The following is a 21,756-nucleotide window of genomic DNA, read 5'->3' as shown; positions in this document are numbered from 1 at the left end:
CCGGCGTTTGAGGACGAGCGCGTTCAGCGCGATACGGGGGTTCGGGGGCGCAGCCCCCGAGGATGGGACGGGTAGGGGCGGCGGGGGCGAGGAAAGCTACGACGCGAACAACCGCATCGCCCACCCCGCATGCCCCTCCGCCCCCACCTCCAACATCGGCGAAGAAGCCGCCGGCAACGCATCGACGTCACCCCCGACCGCCGCCTCCACCGCCCGATCCACCACCCGGTCCAACTCCGGCGCCAACCGAGCCAACACCCCCGTCGCATCGAACGGATCAAGGCTCAGCAACCGCACAGTCGCCGACGCGGGCCCACTGACGCTCTCGTACACGGAGCAGTACGCCGCGTCCTCCGGCCCCAGCCCCGCCGCACGAGCAGCCAGCCCCAGCACCACCGGCTGATGCGCCCCCTTGGGGAACTCCCGCGCCAGCGCGTCCAGTTCGGCCGACGGCCACGTCGCCCGCGCCGCCCGCATCAACTGCCGCCCCAGCTTCCGCGCGGCGACCCGCAACGCCGGCGACGGCGTCCGGGCGTCAGCCGCACCGTCCAACCGCACCGGATCGACACCGAGCGCCGCAGCCGCCGCCAGCGCCGCCGACACCAGCCCAGCCGTGTGCAGCCGCCCCCGGCAGAACTCCTCCAGGCTCGCCGCCCCGGTGATACGCCCCGCCTTCACCGCGGCCTCGGCCCCGCCGGAGTGCGCGTGGCCCCCGGCGGGAAAGCGGCCGTCGGCCAAGACCAGCAACGCTGCCCTGCTCACTGAAACCGCCTCCCCATCAGAAGAGGAAGTAGCGCTGAGCCATGGGCAGTTCGGCCGCCGGAGTGGCCTCGACCAGCTCCCCGTCGATGTGCACGGCGAAGCTGTCGGGGTTGATCCGTACCTCCGGACGCGCGTCGTTCTCCCGCATGTCGGCCTTGGTCACCGCACGCGTCGACTCGATCGCCACGAACCGCTTCCCGAGCTGAAGCCGCTCGGGCAGCCCGTCCTCGATCGCCAGCTCGGCGACGAAGTTGAACGAGTTCGATGCCGGCGCCCGCCCGATCGCCCCGAACATCGGCCGAGGCAGGATCGGCTGCGGAGTCGGGATGGACGCGTTCGCGTCGCCCATCTGCGCGTACGCGATCTGCCCGCCCTTGATGACGAGATGCGGCTTCACCCCGAAGAACGCGGGCTCCCAGAGAACCAGGTCGGCGAGCTTGCCCGTCTCCACGGAGCCCACCTCCCCGGCGAGACCCTGTGCGAGGGCCGGGTTGATCGTGTACTTGGCGACATAGCGACGTACTCGGTGATTGTCCGCGCTGCCGTCGCCCGGCAGGGCTCCCCTCCGGCGCTTCATCACGTGAGCCGTCTGCCACGTGCGCATGATGACCTCGCCGACCCGGCCCATGGCCTGCGCGTCCGATGAAATGATCGAGATCGCGCCCAGGTCGTGCAGGATGTCCTCCGCCCCGATCGTCGACGGCCGGATCCGCGACTCGGCGAACGCCAGATCCTCCGGTACCGCCGGGTTCAGGTGGTGGCAGACCATCAGCATGTCGAGGTGTTCCTCGGCGGTGTTGACGGTGTACGGGCGCGTCGGGTTGGTGGAGCTGGGCAGGACGTGCGGCTCGGAGACCACGGACATGATGTCCGGCGCGTGCCCGCCGCCCGCACCCTCGGTGTGGTAGGCGTGGATGCCCCGGCCCGCGATCGCGGCGAGCGTGTCGGCCACGAATCCGGCCTCGTTGAGGGTGTCCGTGTGGATGGCGACCTGGATGCCCGTACGGTCGGCGACGGTGAGGGCCGCGTCGATGGCGGCCGGAGTCGAGCCCCAGTCCTCGTGGATCTTCAGGCCCAGCGCGCCGCCACGGATCTGGGAGAGCATCGCGTCGTGCGAGACGGTGTTGCCCTTGCCGAGCAGACCGAAGTTGAGCGGGTACTGCTCCATCGCCTCCAGCATCCGGGCGAGGTGCCAGGGGCCGGGGGTCACGGTCGTCGCCTTGGAGCCCTCGGCGGGGCCCGTACCGCCGCCGATGAGGGTCGTGACGCCCGACGCGAGCGCCTCGTCGGCGATCTGCGGGCAGATGAGGTGGACGTGCGCGTCGATGGCGCCCGCCGTCACGATCCGGCCGTTGCCCGCGATGATCTCGGTTTCCGGACCGATGACCAGGTCGGGGTGGATCCCGTCCATCGTGTCGGGGTTGCCGGCCTTGCCGATGCCGGTGATCCGGCCGTCACGGATGCCGATGTCGGCCTTGATGATTCCCCAGTGATCGATGATCACCGCGCCCGTGATGACCGTGTCCGGGGTGCCATCTGCGCGCGTAGCACGCGCCTGGCCCATGGACTCACGGATGACCTTGCCACCGCCGAACACCGCCTCGTCACCGGCGAGACCCGGACCGCCGGAACGATCCTCCTCGATCTCGACCAGCAGATCGGTGTCGGCGAGCCGGATACGGTCGCCGGTGGTGGGGCCGAACAGATCGGCGTACGCGGCACGCGAGATCTCAGGCATCGAGGGCACCTCCGGTCTCCCCGCGCAGTCCGGGCACGATGCGCGCGCCGGTGAGCGGAACGAGTTCTACGTCGACGGGGATCCCGGGTTCGAAGCGGACGGCGGTGCCGGCGGCGATGTTGAGCCGCTTGCCCCGCGCTGCCGCACGGTCGAACTCCAGGCCGGGGTTGGCCTCGGCGAAGTGGTAGTGGGAGCCGACCTGGACAGGCCGGTCGGCGGCGTTCAGCACGGTCATCGACGTGACCTCGCGGCCCTCGTTGTACACAACGGGTCCGTCGGCGAACAGGATCTCTCCGGGAATCACGGCAGCCCGCCCCTCAGACGATCGGGTCGTGGACGGTGACGAGCTTGGTGCCGTCCGGGAAGGTCGCCTCGACCTGGACGTCGTGGATCATCTCGGGGATGCCGTCCATGACGTCCTCCCTGGTCAGGATCTTGCGCCCGGAGGACATCAGCTCGGCGACCGTACGGCCGTCACGGGCGCCTTCGAGGATGTGCGAGGTGATCAGCGCGATCGCCTCGGGATGGTTCAGCCTGAGCCCTCGGGCCCTGCGCTTCTCGGCCACATCCGCCGCCACATGGATCAGCAGCCTCTCCTGCTCGTGCGGAGTCAGTTGCACGGCGTCCCACCTCACATCCTCGCTCCGGACCGTGCGGGGTCCGGTTGCCGATGCCACCAAAACCGCTGGTGGCGCGAATGGGCACGCTAGTTGGCCGGAGTTTCAAGGACGTTAACCGGCGCGTGATCCATCCGGGGCGCCGGAAGCGGGCCCGCTCATGCTCATGAGGCCGCGAAGTCCCTCCTGGAGTACTTCGACCGGCGCGCTGCCGAAGAGGGCCATCTGTGCGACGAAGCCCTGAACCGCCGCGATCATGGTGCGCGCGACACTCTCGGCCGGTACGTCGGCCCGCATCATCCCGGCTTCCTGGTACCGCTCGACCAGCTGCACCCACACCGTGCGGACCTTGGAGTACCCCTCGTTCAGCGCCTTCGACAGCTCGTCGTTGCGCAGGGTCTCGGCCCACACCTGGACGAGCAGGCGGGGGAAGACGGCGGCCCCGTCGTGCGTCAGCCCCGGGCGCAGGCCCAGCATCCCGCCCATCACCCGGCCCACCATCTCGTCCGGCGGCGGAGGCGGGCTCTGTCCGCCCGCGGCCTCGAAGGCGGCGCGGACCTCCTCCAGCACCTCGGTGACGATGGCGGCGATCAGCTCCTCCTTGCCGCTGAAGTAGCGGTAGACGGCCCCGGCGGAGAGGTCGACCTCCTTGAGCACGTCCTGCATCGACGTGGCGTGGAAGCCGTTGCGGGCGAAGCAGAGTGCCGCTCCGTCGAGGATCTGACGGCGTCGGGCGTCGAGATGTTCCTGGGATACGCGGGCCATGCCCACAACGTAAAACGAACATTCCTTCTTGACAAGGCGCGCCGGTCGCAGGACGGTGGTGACGCACCTAAAACGAACGATCCTTCTTTTTAGGTCCACCCGGATCCACCAGGTCCGCCCAGATCCGTCGATTCGAGATTCGAGGAAGAAGCCATGGGGCACCGCCGCCACATGATCGCCGTAGTCGTCCTGGTCCCCGTCCTGGTCGCGCTGGCGCTCTGGGCCTTCGCCTGGCCCGCCGCCCGCACCGCACCCCGCGACCTCCCGCTCGGCGTGGCGGGCCCGGCCGCCGCGGTCACCCAGGTCGAGCAGCAGCTGTCGGCCCACGAGGGCGCCTTCGACATCCACCGCTACGCCGACGAGGCCGCCGCCCGGGACGCCATCGAGGACCGGACCGTATACGGCGCCGTCGTCGTCACCACCCAGGGGCCGAAGTTGCTCACCGCGTCGGCCGCGAGCCCCTTCGTCGCCCAGCTCCTCCAGCAGGCGGTGACCACGGAGGCGGCGCGGTCCGGCGCTCAGGTCACCACCGTGGACGTCGTCCCCGCCGCCGCGAACGACCCGCGCGGCGCCGCCTTCGGCGCGAGCGTGCTGCCGCTGGCGCTGGCCGGGGTGGCCGCCGGCGCGGTGGTCACCCTGCTCGGGCTGCGCGGGGTACGTGCGGCCGGCGCGCTGCTCGGGAGCGCCGCGCTGGTCGGCGTCGTCGCCGCCGCGATCGCGCACAGCTGGCTCGGTGTGCTCACCGGCGACTGGTGGACCGAGGCCGCCGCGCTGGGACTGACGGCGCTCGCCGTGAGCGGCGCGGTCGCCGGACTCGCCGCGCTGCTCGGCACCGCGGGAGTCGGCCTCGGCGGTCTGACCGTCGTCCTGATCGGCAACCCGTTCTCCGGCGCGTCCAGCGCCCCGCAACTGCTGCCCGAGCCGGTCGGTGCGATCGGCCAGTGGCTGCCGCCGGGTGCGGGCACCTCCCTGCTCCGCTCGGTGTCGTTCTTCGACGGCGCGGCGGCTCTCGGTCCCGCCCTGACCCTGACCTGGTGGGCGGCGCTGGGCCTGGGCGCGGTCCTGCTCGGCAGCGCGCTCAAGCGCCGTACGGAGGACGGGAACAGCGAGCCGGCGCCGGCCACCGAGCGGGAACCCGCCCTGGCGAACTGACCACCCACCCACAGCGAAACGGACCGGGTGCCCCGCCACAGCGGACGGGGCACCCGGTCCCCGTCTGTCCTGGTAATCCCAGCTGCGCGATCAGCGCGCCCCGGGCCCCCGGTGCTCCGCCGCGATACCGAACCGCTGCCGTTCGACGGGCGCGGCACCGACCTCCCGGACGCTGGAGACGGCGCTGACGACCTGCTCCTCCGCCGCGTCCAGCTTGTCCAGGCGTTCCAGGTCGGCCGCGGAGACCAGGGCGACGAGGGGCTTGCCGTGCCGCGTCACGACGACGCGCTCACCGCCGTACACCACCTTGTTGATCAGGTCGGCGAGTTCAGCCCTGGCTTGCGTCACCGGAATCTCGTAGGCCATACACCCCAGCGTAAGCGCTCCGCTGGAGGGGCGGCGAAGGGTTGTCGGTTCACTGCGGCGGCGCCGTGGCTGGTCGCGCCCACGCGGCGGAGCCGCATATCGATACAGCCCCGCGCCCCTTTGGGGCGCTTCCGAACCCCACGCCGACAAGCCCGCACACCCCTCGCGCCAAGTTCTGTACGTCCTGTACATTTCTTACGGAAGCCATCGAGGAGGCGCGCGCCATGAGCGACACCGGCACAGACACCGACGAACCGTCAGCCCGCTATGTCCTGCCCGAGTTCACCGAACGCACCAGTGCCGGGCACCGGACGCTGGATCCGTACTCGAAGCTGCTGGAGGAGCGGATCGTCTTTCTCGGGACGCCCGTCGACGACACCTCGGCCAACGACGTGATGGCACAGTTCATGCATCTCGAATATCTGGCGCCCGACCGGGACATCTCGCTGTACATCAACTCCCCCGGCGGCTCGTTCAGCGCGATGACGGCGATCTACGACACGATGCAGTTCGTCACCTGCGACGTGGAGACGATCTGTCTGGGGCAGGCGGCCTCCGCGGCGGCCGTGCTGCTGGCCGCGGGTACGCCGGGCAAGCGCAGCGCGCTGCCGGGGGCCCGGGTGCTGATCCACCAGCCCTCGCTGTCCGGGCCGATCCAGGGACAGGTGAGCGATCTCGCCATTCAGGCACAGGAGGTCGGCCGGATCCGTACCCTGCTGGAGGAACTGCTCGTACGGCACACTGGACAGAGCCCGGAGCAGGTCGCCGCGGACATCGAGCGGGACAAGATCCTCGACGCGCAGGCCGCCCTGGAGTACGGGCTGGTGGACCGGGTCGTGCCCAGCCGCAAGTTTTCGGACCCCGCCCCCGGCACGAGGTGAGCCACCGATGCTTCCGCCCGAACTGCCTCCGCTGCCCGCCCTGACGCGCGCGGAGGGCGAGTTGATCGACCGTTACCTCGAAGTGGCCGATCTGCTCGGCCGTATCAACCCCGCGTACCACGGGGACACCTACCGCGGACTGCGGGCCGCGCAGGCTCTGGTCGCCAAGGCCGTGGCGCTGCGGGACGCGCTGGAGTTGATGCATCAGCGTGGCGAAGCGGAGGTGCATGCCCATACGCTGGCGCGTGCGCTGCGCGTCCTCGACGGGGAGCGCCGAACGGCGCGTGTCACCGTTCCGCGTGAGCCCGCCAGTTGACCCACCCGGCCGACGGACCCGTACCGGACGGGCCCGTCCGTCCCGGCGACGGACTGTCCGGAACGAGCCCGGGAGCGACTGGATCGCATCCCCCGTTCGGCGTAGTCATATGTCCCCCGGTCGGCCCGTTCGGCTTGCGCGACGCGCGTAGTTCACAGCTGGAACCGCGATGTTTCCGTGCTGGTCCGGGGGTGCGCGACCCTCGCCGAATTGGTCCGAGGGGACGCGTGTCCACCCGAATGGGTCACGGGTGAGTAACGCCACAAAGCCCTGATTCCATTGGGATTTTCCTACTTCCATGAGCCAAGATCCCTTCCTGACGACAAGCCCCCGCCACCACGGTGGGGCGATCCGGGTGGACGCCGAGTCCTGCCGCCGCCCGGATGACCGGTCGACAGATGTGCATCGGCAGGAGTGGAGGACCCAGGCACGACGGGTCGCCGGAACGGTCACGCCATGACCGGGCCGAGCAGCCCTTGGGGTGAAGCCGCGTCAGCGGCCGGGCAACTTCGCCAGCCCGAATCCGACAGGTCATCCTTCACAGGCGGCTGACGAAGGGTTGCGCATGTCTGCGCTCAATCGTGTTCCGTCGATGATGTCCCGAGCCGGTACGGCCTCGGCCCTCACCCTCGCCGCCGTCGGCGGCAGCCTGGTGATACCGGGGGTCGCGACCGAAGCCGCGGCAATCGCGCCGTCGACGAAGGCACTTCAGATCGCGGCCTCCAAGAAGGGCTCCCCGTACAAGTACGGCGCCACGGGACCGAACAGGTTCGACTGCTCGGGGTTCACGCTGTACTCGTACAAGAAGGCGGGCAAGAAGCTGCCTCGTACGGCGGCGTCCCAGTACAACAAGACCAAGCACATCTCCGCCAAGAGCCGCCGCGGCGGGGACCTGGTCTTCTTCCACTCGGGCTCGAACGTCTACCACGTGGGCATCTACGCCGGGAAGGGAAAGATCTGGCACTCCCCGAAGACCGGGGACGTCGTGAAGCTCCAGAAGATCTGGACGAAGAGCGTCTGGTACGGCCGGGTCAGCTGACCTGCCCGGAGCGGGACGGCGGTTTCCGGAGCCGCCGTCCCGCCCCGGGACCCGTCGGCCCCTCACAGCGACAGCAGGGGCTCCAGCAGGAGCAGCGAGCCGAGGACCGTCAGCGCGGTGCCGGTGACCGCCTCGACGGCCCGGGCGGCCCGTGGCCGGCGCAGCCACCGCCCGAGCCGGTCCACCAGGAGTGCCACCGCCGGGAACCACACCAGGGCCAGCGCCACGACGATCAGCGCGAGCAGCAGCGTCCTGGGCAGTGCGGGAGCGCCCGCCGGCACGAACTGCGGCAGCAGGCTCAGGAACGTGATGGGCGCCTTGGGATTGAGCGCGTTGGTGACGAAGCCCTGACGCAGCGGTCGTACGGCGACCCTCGCCTCGTCGGCCATCTCCTCCCGGCGCCCGCGCAGCGACCACAGCGTCCGCGCCCCGAGATACAGCACATAGGCCCCGCCCAGCAGTTGGAGCGCGCGGAAGAGCGCGGGCACCGCCGTGAGCACGGCGGCGACACCGGCGACGGCCAGCGCGGTGTGCAGAAGCAGCCCGCCGGTGATCCCCAGCGCGCACGCGACCCCGGCCCGCCGGGAGACGAGAGCGTTGCGTACGACGACGGTGAAATCGGCGCCCGGCATGGCGACCATGCCTGCGGCGACCCCGGTGAAGGCGATGAGCTGTGCGTCCATGGCGTCCAGCGTGCCCCGGCCCGGCCTTCAGCAGGTATGTCGAATATCCTGGGTCTGCCTTAAGCAGTCGTTAAGGCTTGGCCACCGCCTCTCTCCGTCCCTGGAGCCGCAGGATGTACGACCCCACTCGCCTCGCCGCTCTCGTGGCGGTCGCCGAGGCCGGGTCCATCACCCGGGCCGCCGAGCGCCTCGGCTACACCCCGCCCGCGCTCTCGCAGCAACTCGCCAAGCTGGAACGGGAGACGGGCACCGCGCTGCTCGTACGGCATCACCGGGGAGCCAGGCTCACACCAGCGGGCGAGCTGCTGGTGGCGCGGGCCCGCCGGGTGCTGGACGAACTGGACCGGGCCCGGCACGAACTGGCCGGGCTCACCGGGCTGTCGGGCGGCACGCTCCGTCTCGGCACCTTCCAGACGGCCGGGATCCAGCTGCTGCCGCCGATGCTGAGCGCGTTCCGCCGGGCCCATCCGGACGTACGGCTGTCGGTCGCGGACTACGAACCGCCGGCCGGGGTGGCCGCCGTAGCGGCCGGGGAGGTCGATCTCGCGCTCACGCACACCTACGAACCGGCCCCGCCCGCGCCCCTGCCCGGGTCGGTCACCGCCGAGCCGGTCCTCGTCGAGGAGCTGGTCCTGGTGACGGCGCCGGGCCATGTGCTGGCCGGGGAGGCGTCGCGGCTGCCGCTGGCCGAGCTGGCGGGCCAGCCGCTGGTCAGCATGGCGCCGGACCATCCGCCCCGCCAGGGCGTCGAGGCCGCCCTCGCCCGGGCCGGCGCGACCCCGTCGGTGCTGGTGGCAACACCGGGGTACGCCCTGGTGTGCGCGCTGGTCAGCGCGGGGCTCGGGGTGGCGGTCGTACCGGAGATGGTCGCGCGGACGGCGGTCACCCCGGTCGGCACCCGGCTGCTGGAACCCGGCGACCTGCGCCGCACGATCTCGGTCGTCCGCCGCACCGACGAGACGGCGCCCGCCGCCGACGCCTTCCGCGCCCTGCTGCGGGGCTCGTTCGGGCGGGCGCACGGCGGCGGAACCGGAGCATAGGGCCGAACCGATACTGCTCCTGCTCCTGCTCCTTACGGCTCCTGCTGGCCCGCCGCCGTCACCGGGGGCCGGGCCGGGGCCGTCCACGGGAGTTCGATCGCCACCGTCTTACCGCCCTCGCGGGTGGGGCGGACGCGGAGTTTGCCGCCCGACTCGGCGATCAGCCAGCGGATGATGACCATCCCCCGGCCGTTGTCCTGCTGCACGGCGGCGGGCAGCCGCTTGGGGAAGCGCGGGTGACTGTCGGTGACCCCGATGCGCAGATGTTCGTCACGGTCGAGGGCGACGTCCACCGTGAAGGTGGGTGACAACCCGAAGGTGTGCTGTACGGCGTTGGTGGCGAGTTCCGAGACGATCAGGCGGATGGTGTCGGCGATCTCGCTGTCGCCTGGCAGACCCCATTCCGCCAGGACGTTGGCCACATATGCGCGGGCGGCGGAGACCGAGGCGGGATCGCTCGGCAGAGTGACGGATGCTTCCAGGTGGTCTGCCATGGCGGCGTCGTCCCTTTCCCACGGAACCGGAGCCCGACACGGAGCGGCTGGTTCGAGTACGGTCCCGGACTGGTGCTTCGCGCCAGACTGCCATTCCCGCGCCGGTCACGGGGTGCGATCCACCAAGATATGCATATATCTGTCGCTCGAAGCGGTGAACTCTGCGACCCCAGAGCGTATTTGGGCGGCTCATTAGGAGTAAGGAGTGGCCCATGCAGTACGGACCCGCCGTGCGCCGCCGAAAACTGGGTGCCGAACTGCGCGCGCTGCGTGCCCGGGCCGGACTCACCAGTGGCCAGGCGGCCCGTCTGGTGGGCTGGCACCAGTCGAAGGTGAGCCGGATCGAGACCGGCGCCAGCGGGGTGAAACCCGCGGACGTCCGGTTACTTCTCGATGCCTACCAGGTCCCGGACGGCGAGTCGCGCGAGCTGCTGCTCGTGCTGGCGGGCGGTGAGGACGGCGGCAGGCACCACTGGTGGCACGCCTATCGTGGCGTACTCCCGCCCACCTACCGGGATTTCATCAGCCTGGAGTCGCAGGCCAGCACCATGCGGACCCTGGAGACCTCGGTGGTCCCGGGGCTGCTGCAGACCCGGGAGTACGCCCGCGCGGTGACCCGGGCGGCCGTGGACGGCCTGGAGGAGACCCGGCTCGACGCCCTGGTGGAGGTGCGGCTGGCCCGGCAGGACGTACTGCGTTCGGATCCGCCGCTGGCGCTGAGCGCGGTCCTCGACGAGGCGGTGCTGCGCCGTGAAGTGGGTGGCCCAGAGGTGATGACGCGTCAGCTGGAACGACTCCTGGAAGCGGCCCACCTGCCCCAAGTGAGGCTCCAGATCCTGCCGTTCACCGCAGGGGCTTACACCGGCATCACCGGCCCTTTCGTTATCTTCTCCTTTCCGAGCACTTCTGACCTGGATGTGGTTGTTCTCGACCAGATGATGAGTAGCCTCTACCTCGAACGGAAAGAAGACCTCCAGGCCTACAGCGAGGCCTTCAACACCCTTCAGATCCACGCCCTTTCGCCCGAGGATTCGTTGGATTTCATCGCCGGTCTGCAACACGGCGTGTAAGGAGGCACCATGACCGCACTGCCTCGGAACGTCCTGTCCGTCGTCGAACCGCCCGGTGTGCAATGGCTGCGCAGCAGCTACAGCACCGGCGCGAACAACTGTGTGGAGACGGCCCGTCCGGACACGGAAGTCCGGTCCGGGCTGTTCGTACGCGATTCCAAGAACGCTGCCGGGCCTGTCCTGCTCTTCTCCCCCGAGAGCTGGGCGGGTTTCCTCACCGCGTTCCGGTGATCGCCCTAGGACGCACGGCCGTGGTCCGCCGACTCATGGTCGCGTGTCACTGATCAACGGCACTACGGATCTACGGATCTACGGTCGGTTCTCGCCGATCACCTGTACCGCCCGTGCGATCTGCTCCTCGGACAGGTCCGCGCGGGCGGTCAGCCGCAGCCGGGACACTCCGTCGGGCACGGACGGCGGGCGGAAGCAGCCCACGCCCACTCCGGCGGCCCGGCAGTCGGCCGCCCATCGCACGGCCCCCTCCGGGGACGGCGCACGCACGGAGACGACGGCCGCGTCCGGCCGTACCGCCGTCAGCCCCTGTGCCGTCAGCCGGGTGTGCAGGTCGCGCGCCACCGCCCGCGCGCGTGCGGCCCGTTCGGGCTCCCGGCGCAGCAGCGTGAGGGCCGCGAGGGCCGCGCCCGCCGCCGCCGGGGCGAGTCCGGTGTCGAAGATGAACGTACGGGCCGCGTTGACGAGGTGCTCGATCACCGCAGCGGGCCCCAGCACGGCACCCCCCTGACTCCCGAGCGACTTGGACAGCGTGACGGTCACGACGACGTCCGGCGCCCCCGCCAGCCCGGCCGCGTACGCGGAACCGCGCCCACCGTCACCCAGAACCCCCAGCCCGTGCGCGTCGTCGACAACCATCCCCGCACCGAACTCCCGGCAGGCGGCGGCGAGTTCGGCCAGCGGAGCGGCATCCCCGTCGACCGAGAAGACCGTGTCGGACACAGCCACGGCGGGCCCGGTGTGGGTGCCGAGCGCCTTGCGGACAGCGTCCGGGTCGGCGTGCCCGACGACCTGGGTGGTGCCACGGGCCAGTCGGCAGCCGTCGATCAGCGAGGCGTGGTTGCCCGCGTCCGAGACGACGAGGGAGCCGTGCGGCGCGAGCGCGGTGACGGCGGCGAGGTTGGCCGCGTAGCCGGAGGAGAAGACGAGGGCGGCCTCGAAACCGCAGAAGTCGGCCAGTTCGCGTTCGAGTTCCGCGTGCAGTTCGGTACTGCCGGTGACGAGGCGCGACCCGGTGGCCCCGCCGCCCCAGCGCCGGGCGGCCCGGGCCGCGCCCTCGGTGACCTCGGGGTGCCGGGCAAGGCCCAGATAGTCGTTGCTCGCGAGGTCGAGGAGCGGCGAGTCGGCGGGACGCGGGCGCAGGGTCCGTACGAGTCCGGCGCGCCGCCGCGCCTCGGCCTGCTCGTCGATCCAGCCGAACGCCATGGGTCCTCCGAGCACACAGGTTTGTAGGCAGTGGACAGACCCTAGGGCCTGTCCGGCGGACCATGCCGCAGACGCGGGGCCTGGCACGCACATCTGCCGCGTTGTCGTCACTCGCCGACGCTCCGCGTCGGCTCCCTCCTCCGCCTTGCAGCTGCACGCACCAGGCCCCGCTCACCGGCGTTAATGGGGCACCGTCGCGTCCCCTGCGGCCTGCTCCGCCGGACAGACCCTAGCGGGCCACCCTGCCACCCATGATGTGGCAATACCCACACGTCGAAGCACCTCTCTTGTACGAACTCTCCTTTCCCTCGGACCGTCGGATAGGTCAGGATCGGCTCCCATGGACCTGCTGACGACGCTGGTGGACAAGGGGCTGCGGCGCGAGCTGCCGACCCGCGAAGAGGCGCTGGCCGTGCTGGCCACCTCCGACGACGATCTGCTCGATGTGGTGACCGCGGCCGGGAAGGTGCGCCGGCACTGGTTCGGCCGCCGGGTGAAGCTCAACTACCTGGTCAACCTGAAGTCGGGCCTGTGTCCCGAGGACTGCTCCTACTGCTCCCAGCGCCTCGGCTCCACCACCGGCATCCTCAAGTACACCTGGCTCAAGCCGGACGAGGCCTCGAAGGCCGCGGCGGCCGGGCTGGCCGGGGGCGCCAAGCGGGTCTGTCTGGTGGCGTCCGGGCGTGGTCCGACGGACCGGGACGTGGACCGGGTCGCCGGCACGATCAAGGCGATCAAGGACCAGAACGAGGGCGTGGAGGTGTGCGCCTGCCTCGGGCTGCTCTCCGACGGTCAGGCTGAACGGCTCCGCGCGGCCGGAGCGGACGCCTACAACCACAACCTCAACACGTCCGAGGCCACCTACGGCGAGATCACCACCACCCACACCTACGAGGACCGGGTGGACACCGTCCAGAAGGCGCACGCGGCCGGGCTGTCCGCCTGCTCGGGCCTGATCGCGGGCATGGGCGAGACCGACGACGACCTCGTGGACGTCGTCTTCTCGCTCCGCGACCTGGACCCGGACTCGATTCCGGTCAACTTCCTCATCCCGGTCGAGGGCACCCCGCTGGCCAAGGAGTGGAACCTCACCCCGCAGCGCTGTCTGCGCATCCTGGCGATGGTCCGGTTCGTCTGCCCGGACGCGGAGGTGCGGATCGCGGGCGGCCGTGAGGTCCATCTGCGGACGATGCAGCCGCTCGCCCTGCACCTGGCCAACTCGATCTTCCTCGGCGACTACCTCACCACCGAGGGCCAGGCCGGCCAGGCCGACCTCGACATGATCGCCGACGCCGGTTTCGAGATCGAGGGCACCGACCAGGTGACGCTGCCGGAACACCGGGCGACGGTGGGCGGCGGATGTGGGTCCCACGAGTCCGCGGGCGCCGGATGCGGCTCGCCCGAGGGCGGCGGTGTCTGCGGTACGGCCGCCCCCGCGACGCCGACGGCCAACGAACCCCGTACGGACCTGGTCGCCGTACGCCGCCGAGGTGCCGGAACGGACCTCGCGCCCAATGCCTGACCTGCCCCTGTCCGAGCTGCTCGACCTGGACCGGCGGCACGTCTGGCATCCGTACGGGCCCATGCCGGGCCGGGTCGAACCGCTCGTCGTGGAGTCGGCGAGCGGGGTGCGGCTGCGGATGGCGGACGGGTCGGGCGAGCTGGTCGACGGGATGTCGTCCTGGTGGTCGGCGATCCACGGCTACAACCACCCGGTGCTCAACGAGGCGGCGCGCGACCAGCTCTCGCGGATGAGCCACGTCATGTTCGGCGGCCTCACCCACGAGCCCGCCGTACGACTGGCGAAGCTCCTTGTCGACTTGTCGCCGGACGGCCTCGAACACGTCTTCCTCGCCGACTCGGGGTCGGTGTCGGTCGAGGTAGCGGTCAAGATGTGCCTGCAGTACTGGCGTTCGGTCGGCCGCCCGGCCAAGCAACGCCTCCTCACCTGGCGCGGCGGCTATCACGGCGACACCTGGCAGCCGATGTCCGTGTGCGACCCCGAGGGCGGCATGCACGAGCTGTGGCAGGGAATCCTGCCCCGCCAGGTCTTCGCGGACGCCCCGCCGACCGAGTACGACGAGTCGTACTCCGACCACCTCCGCTCGACGATCGAACGCCACGCGGACGAACTGGCCGCCGTGATCGTCGAACCGGTGGTGCAGGGCGCGGGCGGGATGCGGTTCCACTCCCCCACCTATCTGCGGGTGCTGCGCGAGGCGTGCGACGAGTACGGCGTACTGCTCGTGTTCGACGAGATCGCGACCGGGTTCGGGCGCACGGGCGCGCTGTTCGCGGCGGAGCACGCGGCGGTGACGCCGGATGTGATGTGCGTCGGCAAGGCGCTGACCGGCGGCTACCTGACGATGGCGGCGACGCTGTGCACGGCCCGGGTGGCCGACGGCATCTCACGCGGCGAGGTCCCGGTGCTGGCCCACGGCCCGACCTTCATGGCCAACCCCCTGGCGGCGGCCGTGGCCTGCGCCTCGATCGGCCTGCTGCTCGACCAGGACTGGCAGGCGGAGGTCAAGCGCATCGAGGCCGGTCTGCGGGACGGCCTGGCGGGGGCGGCCGAACTCCCCGGTGTCCGGGACGTACGCGTCCTGGGCGCGATCGGGGTGGTCCAGCTCGACCACGAGGTGGACATGGCGACGGCCACGGCGGCGGCCGTGCGCGAGGGCGTGTGGCTGCGGCCGTTCCGCGACCTCGTCTACACGATGCCGCCGTACGTCACCGGCGACGAGGACCTGACCCGGATCACGCGCGCGGTGTGCGCGGCGGCACAGGAGGGATGAACATGCCGATCCTGGTGATCACGGGGACGGGCACGGAGGTCGGCAAGACCATCACGACGGCCGCCGTCGCCGCGACAGCCCTCGCGGCGGGCCGCACAGTGGCCGTGCTCAAGCCCGCCCAGACGGGGGTACGCTCGGACGAGCGCGGCGACGCCGACGAGGTGGCGCGCCTCGCGGGCCCCGCACACACCCTCGAACTCGCCCGCTACCCCGACCCGTTGGCCCCGGCAACGGCAGCCCGCCGCGCCTCACTCCCCCCGGTACGCCCCGCCGAGATCGCGGAGGCCGCCGCCAAACTGGCCACCGAGTACGACCTGGTCCTGGTGGAGGGCGCGGGCGGCCTCCTCGTACGCTTCGACGAGCAGGGCGGCACGTTGGCGGACGCGGCCCAACTCCTGGACGCCCCGGTGCTGGTAGTCGCGTCGGCAGGCCTGGGCACCCTCAACGCTACAGAACTGACGACCCGTGAACTCTCCCGCAGAAACGTCCACTTGACGGGCATCGTCATCGGCAGCTGGCCCGACTCACCGGATCTGGCGGCTCGTTGCAACCTGGCGGACCTGCCGGTAGTAGCCGGTGCCCCTCTACTCGGGGCACTACCTGCGGGAGTCGGGACGCTACCCCCGGCCAACTTCCGCACAATGGCGAGGAGTTGGCTGGCCCCAACCCTGGACGGAACATGGGACGCGTCGGAATTCACGGCAAGGGAGGCGCCCCTTTAGGGGCGCGGGGCTGTATCTGATCTGCGGCTCCGCCGCGGGGCGCGACCAGCCCCCACCAAGCCGCACCCAACTCACAACCCTTCTTCCCCCAACAACCGCACCAGCTCAATCCGCGACCGAATCCCCAACCGCGAGAACACCCCCCGCAGATGGTGATCAATAGTGCGCGGACTCAAGGCAAGACGGACGGCGATCTCCCGGTTGGTCGCCCCCTCCGCAGCCATCCGCGCCACCATCAACTGCTGCGCCGTAAGCCGCGCAGCAAAATCCACCGCCCCCGCCACAACAGTCACCGGCGCCCCCAACGCCCGCAACTCCGCCCGCGCCTGCGTCGCACAGTGCGGCGCCCCAAACGTCTCGAACGCCTCCAACGCACTGTGCAGCCGATCCCGCGCCTCGGTCCGATGCCGCAACCGCCGCAACGCACTCCCGAACAACAGCTCCGTACGGGCCCGTTCGAAGTCCCGCGTGCCATGGGCGTGCAGGTCGAGGGCCGTGCGGTAGTGGTCGACCGCTTCGGCACCCGGGGCGAGCAGCGCACGGCAGCGGGCGCTCAGCGCGAGGTCGTCCGCGCTGCGCACAGCAACAGCCCACCGGTCGTAGTCGGCATGAGCGGCCCGCGCGACACGCGTGTCACCTGTGCGGACGGCGGCCTCGACGTAGTGCGGGGTGGCCAGGTGCCGGATGGCCCGGTGGCCGTGCCCGGGGCCGAATCCGGCGAGGGCGCGCAACCGGGCGGCGGCGCTCTCGAACCGGCCGGTGGACAGGTCCAGGAGGGCGAGCGCCCACAAAGCAAGGGCAGCGGGCAGCCCCAGGCCATGCGCGCGGGCGTGGGTACGGGCCGCCTCGGCGCGTTCCCGGCAGACCTCGCCGTCGCCGGTCACCGCCGCGAACATGGCGAGCGCGGCCTGGAGATGACACGCGCCGTTGTCCTGGCCGGTGGCGTACGCCTGCCAGAGGGCGTCGGCCGCGGCAGCCTCGGCGGCGCGTGGGCGTCCGGTCCAGAAGTCGGCATAGGCCCGGAACTCCATGGCCTGCGGGACGGTGACCGTCTCACCCCGGGCGCGGGCGGAGGCGGCGGCCCGTACGGTGGCGCGTTCGGCGCCCGAGTGGTCGCCGAGGAGCAGTGAGGCGATGCCGGAGTGGATGAGCAGGGTGGGGTCGCCACCGGGACCACAACGCCCGGCGGCGGCCTTCAGGAGGTTGCGGGCGTCCTCGTACCGCCCCTCGACGGCGGCGGCGAGTCCCGCGAGGGTGCCGGGCGGGATGATGCCGAGCCGCGCGGCCACGGTGGCCGCCTCGCGGCAGCGGCGGAGGTCGCCGGTGTAGATGGCGGCCTCGGTGGCACGTGCCAGCAGGTGCACGGCGATGTCGAGGTCGGGGTTCGGAACGGCGTGCGAGGACTGTGAACCCTGGGGCGCGTACGGGTACGAGAAGGGGCCGCCCGATGCGCCGAATCGTTCCGGCGGGCCGACGCGAGGCCCGTGATCCCCGTGATCCTCATCCCGGTGATCCTCAGCGGAACGATTCAGCACACTCCCCGCACTCCCTGCACCCCCTTGCTCCAGCGCGGCCCGCGCATGCCGGACCGCGGCCGTCAGCAGCCCGTCGAAGGCCTCCGTCGCGTTGCCCGACCGCAGGGCGAGCATGCCGTTCAGGGCGCTCTCGTCCGAGGCGGCGACCAGACCGCGGGCCCGGTCGCCGGCGCCGCGGTGCCAGGCGTCGGCGGCGGCCCGGGAGAGCAGCCGGGACCGTTCGCGCGGGTCGGGCGACAGGGCGGCGGCCAGTTCGCCGAGGGCGCCGGCCAGGGCGTGGTCGCCCAGCTCACGCGCCTCGTTCGCGGCGGCGCCGAGTTCGGCGGCCAGGCGCCCGCTGGGGCCGAGGGCGCCGGCGCCCCGGTGCCAGGACCGCCGGGGCGTCTCACCGGCGCCGTGCAGGACCCGGGCCAGCAGTCGGTGCGCGTCCCGCCGGTCCGCCGAGGACCCGCACTCGTACGCCGCGATGCGCGTCCACGCGTCGCGGAAGACCACACCGCTCACCCCCGCGTGCGCGATCCCGGCCGTCTCGGCGGCTTCGAGGGCGCGGGTGTCGAGGCCGCCCGCGGCGACCGCGCGCAGGAAGGCGTGGGTCTGCACCGGGTGCTGGTCGGCCGCCGCGAGCAGGAGCAGCACCCGGGTGTCGTCGGGCAGGGCGCGGATCTCCCGGCGGTGCGCCCGCAGGAGTTCGGGGGCGAGTGCGGCGGGTTCCGCCGGGAGCGGGTCGAGGCCGGCCGCCTGCCGTTCGGTGAGGAGCGGTACGAGTTCGGCGGCGGCGCGCGGATCGCCGTACGCGGCACAGAAAACGCGCACGCGGACGCCTTCGGGGAGCGGGGGGCCGAGCTGCTGCCACGCGTCCGTGAGCTGCGGTGGCGAAATGTGCGGCAGAGGCGGGGGATTCACCGAGGTCACCACACAACTCACGTTACTGGCGAGTTACAAGGTGCGTAAAGACCGGCGATTTCACCGATGCGGCGCGCGTAGACCCGGCCCGACACTCCAGCCAACCCCCGCCCGAATCAGGAGGCACCATGCAGCGCCGCACGCGACGCATCACGGCAGCCGTCTCGGCTGTCGTGTCCTCGATGCTTCTGTCCCTCTCGCTCACCGCGACGCCCGCCCAGGCCGCAACCTACAATCCGGTCGTTTTCGTGCACGGTCTCAGCAGCTCGTCGAGCAGCTGGAACGACTGGGTCGCCGACTTCAAGGCCGACGGCTACACGGCCGCCGAGCTGGACGCCTGGTCGTACTCGTGGTCCCAGTCGAACGTCACGTCGGCCCAGCAACTGGCCACCGAGGTACAGAGAGTTCTGGCCGCGACGGGGGCCTCGAAGGTCGACCTCGTCGTCCACTCGATGGGCGCGCTCAGCGCCCGCTACTACCTCAAGAACCTCGGCGGAACGTCGTACGTCGACGACTTCGTCTCCACGGCCGGCACCAACCACGGGACGACGGTGGCCAGTTGGTGTTCCTGGCTGTACACCTCGTGCGCCGAGATGTACACGGGAAGTTCATTCCTGACCGCGCTGAACTCGGGCGACGAGACGCCGGGCAGCGTGTCGTACGCCAGTTACTGGTCCAACTGCGACGACGCGCTCACCCCGGACACCACCGCGATCCTGAGCGGCGCCACGAACGTCGAGGTCGGCTGCATCTCGCACGACGAGATGAACAACGACTACGGCGTCTACGGGCAGGTGCGCGACTTCATCGCCTGATCCCGCCGGTCCACGGCGACAGCAGGGGTGCGCGGGTCCCGTAAGGGGGACAATCACGGTAAGGCCAGTCCTCCCCGGGAGGTCCCCATGCCGCTACGGTCCACCTTCACCGGCTCCGGCAAGGTGCCGCGTGATCCCGTGCACCATCCGCTGTTCGCCCGTTCCTACGCCCGGTTCAGCGTGACCGCCGAGACCCGGATGGGCCTCGGCGGCGTACGGCACCGGCTGCTCGCCGGGCTGTCCGGGCGGGTGATCGAGATCGGCGCGGGCAACGGGCTGAACTTCGCGCACTATCCGGGCACCGTCTCGGAGGTCGTCGCGATCGAACCCGAGCGCCTGCTGCGGAAGTTGGCCGTGGAGGCGGCGCTGCGCTCCGAGGTGCCCGTGGATGTCGTACCGGGTGTGGCGGAGGCGCTGCCGGTGAAGGGCGAGGCCTTCGACGCGGTCGTGCTCTCGCTGGTGCTGTGCGGTGTCCGGGACGTGCCACGGGCGCTCGGTGAGGTACGGCGGGTGCTGCGGCCCGGTGGTGAGGTGCGGTTCTTCGAGCACGGCGTCGGCGGCGGGCCCGCGATGCGGTTCGCCCAGCGCGCCCTCGACCGCACGGTGTGGCCCATGCTCGCCGGCGGCTGTCATGTAGCCCGGGACCCGGTGGCCGCGCTGCGGGACGCCGGGTTCGAACTCGGCCCGTACCGGCAGCTGTTGCTGCCCGAGAAGGGGCCCCGGCTACCCGCCTCGTACTGCGTGCTGGGCAGCGCGTGGCGTCCTCGGCAGCCAGGGACCGAGCCGGGGACGGATGCCTCACAGGGCCTATCAGTCGGATTAGCGAAACGTAGTCATGTCGTGGCAGAGTGTGAAGTGCACGCCCGGCGCCCAGGCGACGTCGGGCACCCTCCTCGGTGACGTCGCGAGACCTGGCCGACCAGCGTCCGGAGGGACGTGCCACGAGGGCTGACGACTCCGGTTGTCCAGCACCAGGGCACGAAGGCGATTGACTCACCTCCCTGAGGACCGCTCAGGATCGTCAAGTCAATCAGAGACGCTCCACTGGCGCAGTTCTTGCGCGACGTCGTACACCGAGGCGTTGCCCGTCTTCACAAGGCGGGCCAGTTCACGCACCTGCTCGGGTGAGGTGACGACCTTGACCCCGCTGGCGATGAGGTAGGCGTACGCGACGGCCGATGCGAAGAGCGCGTTGGAGCGCTCCAACGCGGGCACGTGCAGCAGGAGTTGGAGGAGGGCGGCGGCCCGGGCGTGCGGGTTGTCGTAGACGGGGATGTCGAATATCTGGGCCTCGTGGCGGGCGACGGCGGCGACGAGAGCGCCCCAGTCGGAGACCTGGGGGTCTCCGGGCGTCTTCCGTTCGGCGATCATGAGGAGCCAGGCGAGGTCGATCCTGAGGTTGCCGAAGTTGTCCAAGGGTCAGTGACGACCTTCGCGCTTGCCTTCGCGGTCCGTGCCGAACTCCTCGGCGAAGACGTTCTCGTACTGCTTCATGAAGTCGGCGGCGGCCTCCACGAAGGTGTGGCCCGCCTCGCCGGTGTCCTGTTTGACCAGTTCCTCGATGTAGCGGTTGACACTCATTCCGCGGGCCAGGGCCTGTTCGCGCGCCGCCCGGGCGGTGCCCTCGTCGACCCGGACGTTCAGCTGAGTCTTCGCCATACTTCGAAACTAGCGCGTGAGTGCTAGCACCGGCAAGGCAGCCCATGAGTGAAAAGGGATACCGAGTGTGCGCCTGGTCACACTACGCTCGGCGGGGACAAGGAACACGGGAGAGCCACCTAAGGAGGCAGCCTTGTCCACACCTGCTGCGGAGCACGCCCCCGAGCACGCGGAGGCGGACGGGACCGCGGCCCGGGCCCGCGCCCTGACCAAGGCGTACGGCTCGGGCGAGACGACCGTGCTCGCCCTCGACTCGGTCGACGTGGACATCGCGCGCGGGCGTTTCACCGCCGTCATGGGGCCGTCCGGCTCGGGAAAGTCCACGTTGATGCACTGTCTGGCGGGGCTCGACACCGTCTCGGCGGGGCAGGTCTGGCTCGGCGACACGGAGATCACGGGGCTGAAGGACCGCGATCTGACCCGGCTGCGGCGTGACCGGATCGGGTTCATGTTCCAGTCGTTCAATCTGATCCCGACGCTGAACGCCGTCGAGAACATCACCCTGCCGATGGACATCGCGGGCCAGAAACCCGACCAGAAGTGGCTGGACCAGGTCATCGACACGCTGGGGCTGCGGGACCGGCTGAAGCACCGGCCGGCCCAGCTGTCCGGCGGGCAGCAGCAGCGCGTGGCCTGTGCCCGGGCGCTCGCCTCCCGCCCCGAGCTGATCTTCGCGGACGAGCCGACCGGCAACCTCGACTCGCGCGCCGGGCTCGAAGTCCTCGGCTTTCTGCGCGAGGCCGTCGACGACCTCGGCCAGACGGTCGTCATGGTGACCCACGACCCGGGCGCCGCCGCCCACTCCGACCTGGTGCTCTTCCTCGCGGACGGGCGGATCGTGGACGAGATGGCCCGGCCCACGGCGGAGGCGGTCCTGGAGCGCATGCGTCTGTTCTCCGGAGGCCAATCCCAGACCCCGACGCCCAGCGAGACGTCCCTCACCAAGCCCACCGACGAGGACTGACAC

24 protein-coding genes, 1 pseudogene and 1 riboswitch are annotated in these 21,756 nt (G+C 71.0%); of the genes and pseudogenes, 13 read left to right on the top strand and 12 right to left on the bottom strand.

Annotated features, from left to right (window positions below; genetic code table 11):
- Positions 1-96 precede the first annotated feature (96 nt).
- The 5 genes from ACWDR4_RS36755 to ACWDR4_RS36735 form a co-directional block, all read right to left on the bottom strand.
- Positions 97-762: an urease accessory protein UreF gene (locus ACWDR4_RS36755; RefSeq protein WP_450414917.1), complete on the bottom strand. Its 666-nt coding sequence runs from the start codon at positions 760-762 to the stop codon at positions 97-99.
- A 16-nt stretch (positions 763-778) separates the two neighbouring features.
- A complete protein-coding gene (locus ACWDR4_RS36750; RefSeq protein ID WP_450414916.1) occupies positions 779-2,500 on the bottom strand; it encodes an urease subunit alpha in 1,722 nt (573 codons plus the stop codon).
- The gene (locus ACWDR4_RS36745; protein ID WP_055535474.1) at positions 2,493-2,804 is read right to left on the bottom strand and encodes an urease subunit beta; all 312 of its coding nucleotides are present in this window, start codon (positions 2,802-2,804) and stop codon (positions 2,493-2,495) included. Before ACWDR4_RS36745 ends, ACWDR4_RS36750 begins: the two co-directional genes overlap by 8 nt.
- Before the next feature lie 13 nt (positions 2,805-2,817).
- The gene (locus ACWDR4_RS36740) at positions 2,818-3,120 is read right to left on the bottom strand and encodes an urease subunit gamma (protein ID WP_450414914.1); all 303 of its coding nucleotides are present in this window, start codon (positions 3,118-3,120) and stop codon (positions 2,818-2,820) included.
- A 111-nt stretch (positions 3,121-3,231) separates the two neighbouring features.
- The gene (locus ACWDR4_RS36735) at positions 3,232-3,882 is read right to left on the bottom strand and encodes a TetR/AcrR family transcriptional regulator (RefSeq protein WP_450414912.1); all 651 of its coding nucleotides are present in this window, start codon (positions 3,880-3,882) and stop codon (positions 3,232-3,234) included.
- Between the two features lie 153 nt (positions 3,883-4,035).
- Between ACWDR4_RS36735 and ACWDR4_RS36730 the strand changes: the two genes are divergently transcribed.
- Entirely contained in the window at positions 4,036-5,034 is a 999-nt protein-coding gene (locus ACWDR4_RS36730) for an ABC transporter permease (RefSeq protein ID WP_450414910.1), read from the top strand.
- Between the two features lie 90 nt (positions 5,035-5,124).
- On the opposite strand, the gene ACWDR4_RS36725 is transcribed toward ACWDR4_RS36730, so the two are convergent.
- The gene (locus ACWDR4_RS36725) at positions 5,125-5,400 is read right to left on the bottom strand and encodes a type II toxin-antitoxin system Phd/YefM family antitoxin (protein ID WP_369036304.1); all 276 of its coding nucleotides are present in this window, start codon (positions 5,398-5,400) and stop codon (positions 5,125-5,127) included.
- A 224-nt stretch (positions 5,401-5,624) separates the two neighbouring features.
- On the opposite strand from ACWDR4_RS36725, the gene ACWDR4_RS36720 reads away from it, so the two are divergent.
- The 3 genes from ACWDR4_RS36720 to ACWDR4_RS36710 all read left to right on the top strand — a co-directional run bounded on the left by ACWDR4_RS36720 (position 5,625) and on the right by ACWDR4_RS36710 (position 7,636).
- Positions 5,625-6,281, top strand: coding sequence for an ATP-dependent Clp protease proteolytic subunit (locus tag ACWDR4_RS36720; RefSeq protein ID WP_450414908.1), 657 nt, complete (start codon positions 5,625-5,627; stop codon positions 6,279-6,281).
- Between the two features lie 7 nt (positions 6,282-6,288).
- A complete protein-coding gene (locus ACWDR4_RS36715; protein ID WP_006374491.1) occupies positions 6,289-6,597 on the top strand; it encodes a hypothetical protein in 309 nt (102 codons plus the stop codon).
- Between the two features lie 382 nt (positions 6,598-6,979).
- A riboswitch (cyclic di-AMP (ydaO/yuaA leader) is annotated at positions 6,980-7,159 on the top strand.
- 3 nt (positions 7,160-7,162) lie between these two features.
- On the top strand, positions 7,163-7,636 hold the full coding sequence (locus tag ACWDR4_RS36710) for a C40 family peptidase (RefSeq protein ID WP_450414906.1): 474 nt from the start codon (positions 7,163-7,165) through the stop codon (positions 7,634-7,636).
- Between the two features lie 62 nt (positions 7,637-7,698).
- Here the strand turns inward: ACWDR4_RS36710 and ACWDR4_RS36705 are convergent, their stop codons facing one another.
- Positions 7,699-8,319: a LysE family translocator gene (locus tag ACWDR4_RS36705; RefSeq protein ID WP_450414904.1), complete on the bottom strand. Its 621-nt coding sequence runs from the start codon at positions 8,317-8,319 to the stop codon at positions 7,699-7,701.
- Between the two features lie 113 nt (positions 8,320-8,432).
- Here ACWDR4_RS36705 and ACWDR4_RS36700 point away from each other — a divergent pair, with 113 nt between their 5' ends.
- Positions 8,433-9,359, top strand: coding sequence for a LysR family transcriptional regulator (locus ACWDR4_RS36700; RefSeq protein ID WP_450414902.1), 927 nt, complete (start codon positions 8,433-8,435; stop codon positions 9,357-9,359).
- 32 nt (positions 9,360-9,391) lie between these two features.
- Here ACWDR4_RS36700 and ACWDR4_RS36695 read toward each other — a convergent pair whose 3' ends face one another.
- Entirely contained in the window at positions 9,392-9,853 is a 462-nt protein-coding gene (locus ACWDR4_RS36695) for an ATP-binding protein (protein WP_450414901.1), read from the bottom strand.
- Between the two features lie 212 nt (positions 9,854-10,065).
- Between ACWDR4_RS36695 and ACWDR4_RS36690 the strand changes: the two genes are divergently transcribed.
- Positions 10,066-10,923, top strand: coding sequence for a helix-turn-helix domain-containing protein (locus ACWDR4_RS36690; protein ID WP_450414900.1), 858 nt, complete (start codon positions 10,066-10,068; stop codon positions 10,921-10,923).
- A gap of 9 nt (positions 10,924-10,932) precedes the next feature.
- Positions 10,933-11,154 (top strand): DUF397 domain-containing protein, encoded by a 222-nt coding sequence (locus ACWDR4_RS36685; RefSeq protein ID WP_450414898.1) that lies wholly within the window; start codon positions 10,933-10,935, stop codon positions 11,152-11,154.
- 78 nt (positions 11,155-11,232) lie between these two features.
- Here the strand turns inward: ACWDR4_RS36685 and ACWDR4_RS36680 are convergent, their stop codons facing one another.
- Positions 11,233-12,360 carry an 8-amino-7-oxononanoate synthase gene (locus ACWDR4_RS36680; RefSeq protein WP_450414897.1) on the bottom strand — a complete coding sequence of 376 codons (1,128 nt, stop codon included), beginning with the start codon at positions 12,358-12,360 and terminating at the stop codon, positions 11,233-11,235.
- A gap of 340 nt (positions 12,361-12,700) precedes the next feature.
- Here ACWDR4_RS36680 and bioB point away from each other — a divergent pair, with 340 nt between their 5' ends.
- Genes bioB through bioD form a run of 3 tightly spaced genes read left to right on the top strand, consistent with a single transcriptional unit; the run spans position 12,701 to position 15,877 of the window.
- Entirely contained in the window at positions 12,701-13,882 is a 1,182-nt protein-coding gene (gene bioB / locus ACWDR4_RS36675; RefSeq protein ID WP_450414896.1) for a biotin synthase BioB, read from the top strand.
- Entirely contained in the window at positions 13,875-15,155 is a 1,281-nt protein-coding gene (locus ACWDR4_RS36670; protein WP_450414895.1) for an adenosylmethionine--8-amino-7-oxononanoate transaminase, read from the top strand. Before bioB ends, ACWDR4_RS36670 begins: the two co-directional genes overlap by 8 nt.
- 2 nt (positions 15,156-15,157) lie before the next feature.
- Positions 15,158-15,877: a dethiobiotin synthase gene (gene bioD / locus ACWDR4_RS36665; RefSeq protein ID WP_450414894.1), complete on the top strand. Its 720-nt coding sequence runs from the start codon at positions 15,158-15,160 to the stop codon at positions 15,875-15,877.
- Positions 15,878-15,948: 71 nt separating this feature from the next.
- Here the strand turns inward: bioD and ACWDR4_RS36660 are convergent, their stop codons facing one another.
- A complete protein-coding gene (locus ACWDR4_RS36660) occupies positions 15,949-18,327 on the bottom strand; it encodes a LuxR C-terminal-related transcriptional regulator (protein WP_450414892.1) in 2,379 nt (792 codons plus the stop codon).
- A 116-nt stretch (positions 18,328-18,443) separates the two neighbouring features.
- Here ACWDR4_RS36660 and ACWDR4_RS36655 point away from each other — a divergent pair, with 116 nt between their 5' ends.
- Together ACWDR4_RS36655 and ACWDR4_RS36650 are read left to right on the top strand one after the other, a co-directional pair.
- A complete protein-coding gene (locus ACWDR4_RS36655; RefSeq protein ID WP_450414891.1) occupies positions 18,444-19,130 on the top strand; it encodes an esterase/lipase family protein in 687 nt (228 codons plus the stop codon).
- Between the two features lie 87 nt (positions 19,131-19,217).
- A pseudogene (locus ACWDR4_RS36650) lies at positions 19,218-19,895 on the top strand (class I SAM-dependent methyltransferase); the annotation flags it as partial.
- 261 nt (positions 19,896-20,156) lie between these two features.
- Here ACWDR4_RS36650 and ACWDR4_RS36645 read toward each other — a convergent pair.
- Both ACWDR4_RS36645 and ACWDR4_RS36640 read right to left on the bottom strand, forming a co-directional pair.
- Positions 20,157-20,501: a fic family toxin-antitoxin system, toxin component gene (locus tag ACWDR4_RS36645; protein ID WP_450414923.1), complete on the bottom strand. Its 345-nt coding sequence runs from the start codon at positions 20,499-20,501 to the stop codon at positions 20,157-20,159.
- 48 nt (positions 20,502-20,549) lie between these two features.
- Positions 20,550-20,789 (bottom strand): toxin-antitoxin system HicB family antitoxin, encoded by a 240-nt coding sequence (locus tag ACWDR4_RS36640; protein ID WP_450414890.1) that lies wholly within the window; start codon positions 20,787-20,789, stop codon positions 20,550-20,552.
- A gap of 133 nt (positions 20,790-20,922) precedes the next feature.
- Here ACWDR4_RS36640 and ACWDR4_RS36635 point away from each other — a divergent pair, with 133 nt between their 5' ends.
- Positions 20,923-21,753, top strand: a complete 831-nt coding sequence (locus tag ACWDR4_RS36635) for an ABC transporter ATP-binding protein (protein ID WP_450414888.1) — start codon at positions 20,923-20,925, stop codon at positions 21,751-21,753.
- The last annotated feature ends 3 nt before the right edge of the window (positions 21,754-21,756 follow it).

This window comes from Streptomyces sp. NPDC000878, assembly GCF_053599695.1.
This window is presented reverse-complemented; position numbering and strand designations above follow the sequence as displayed.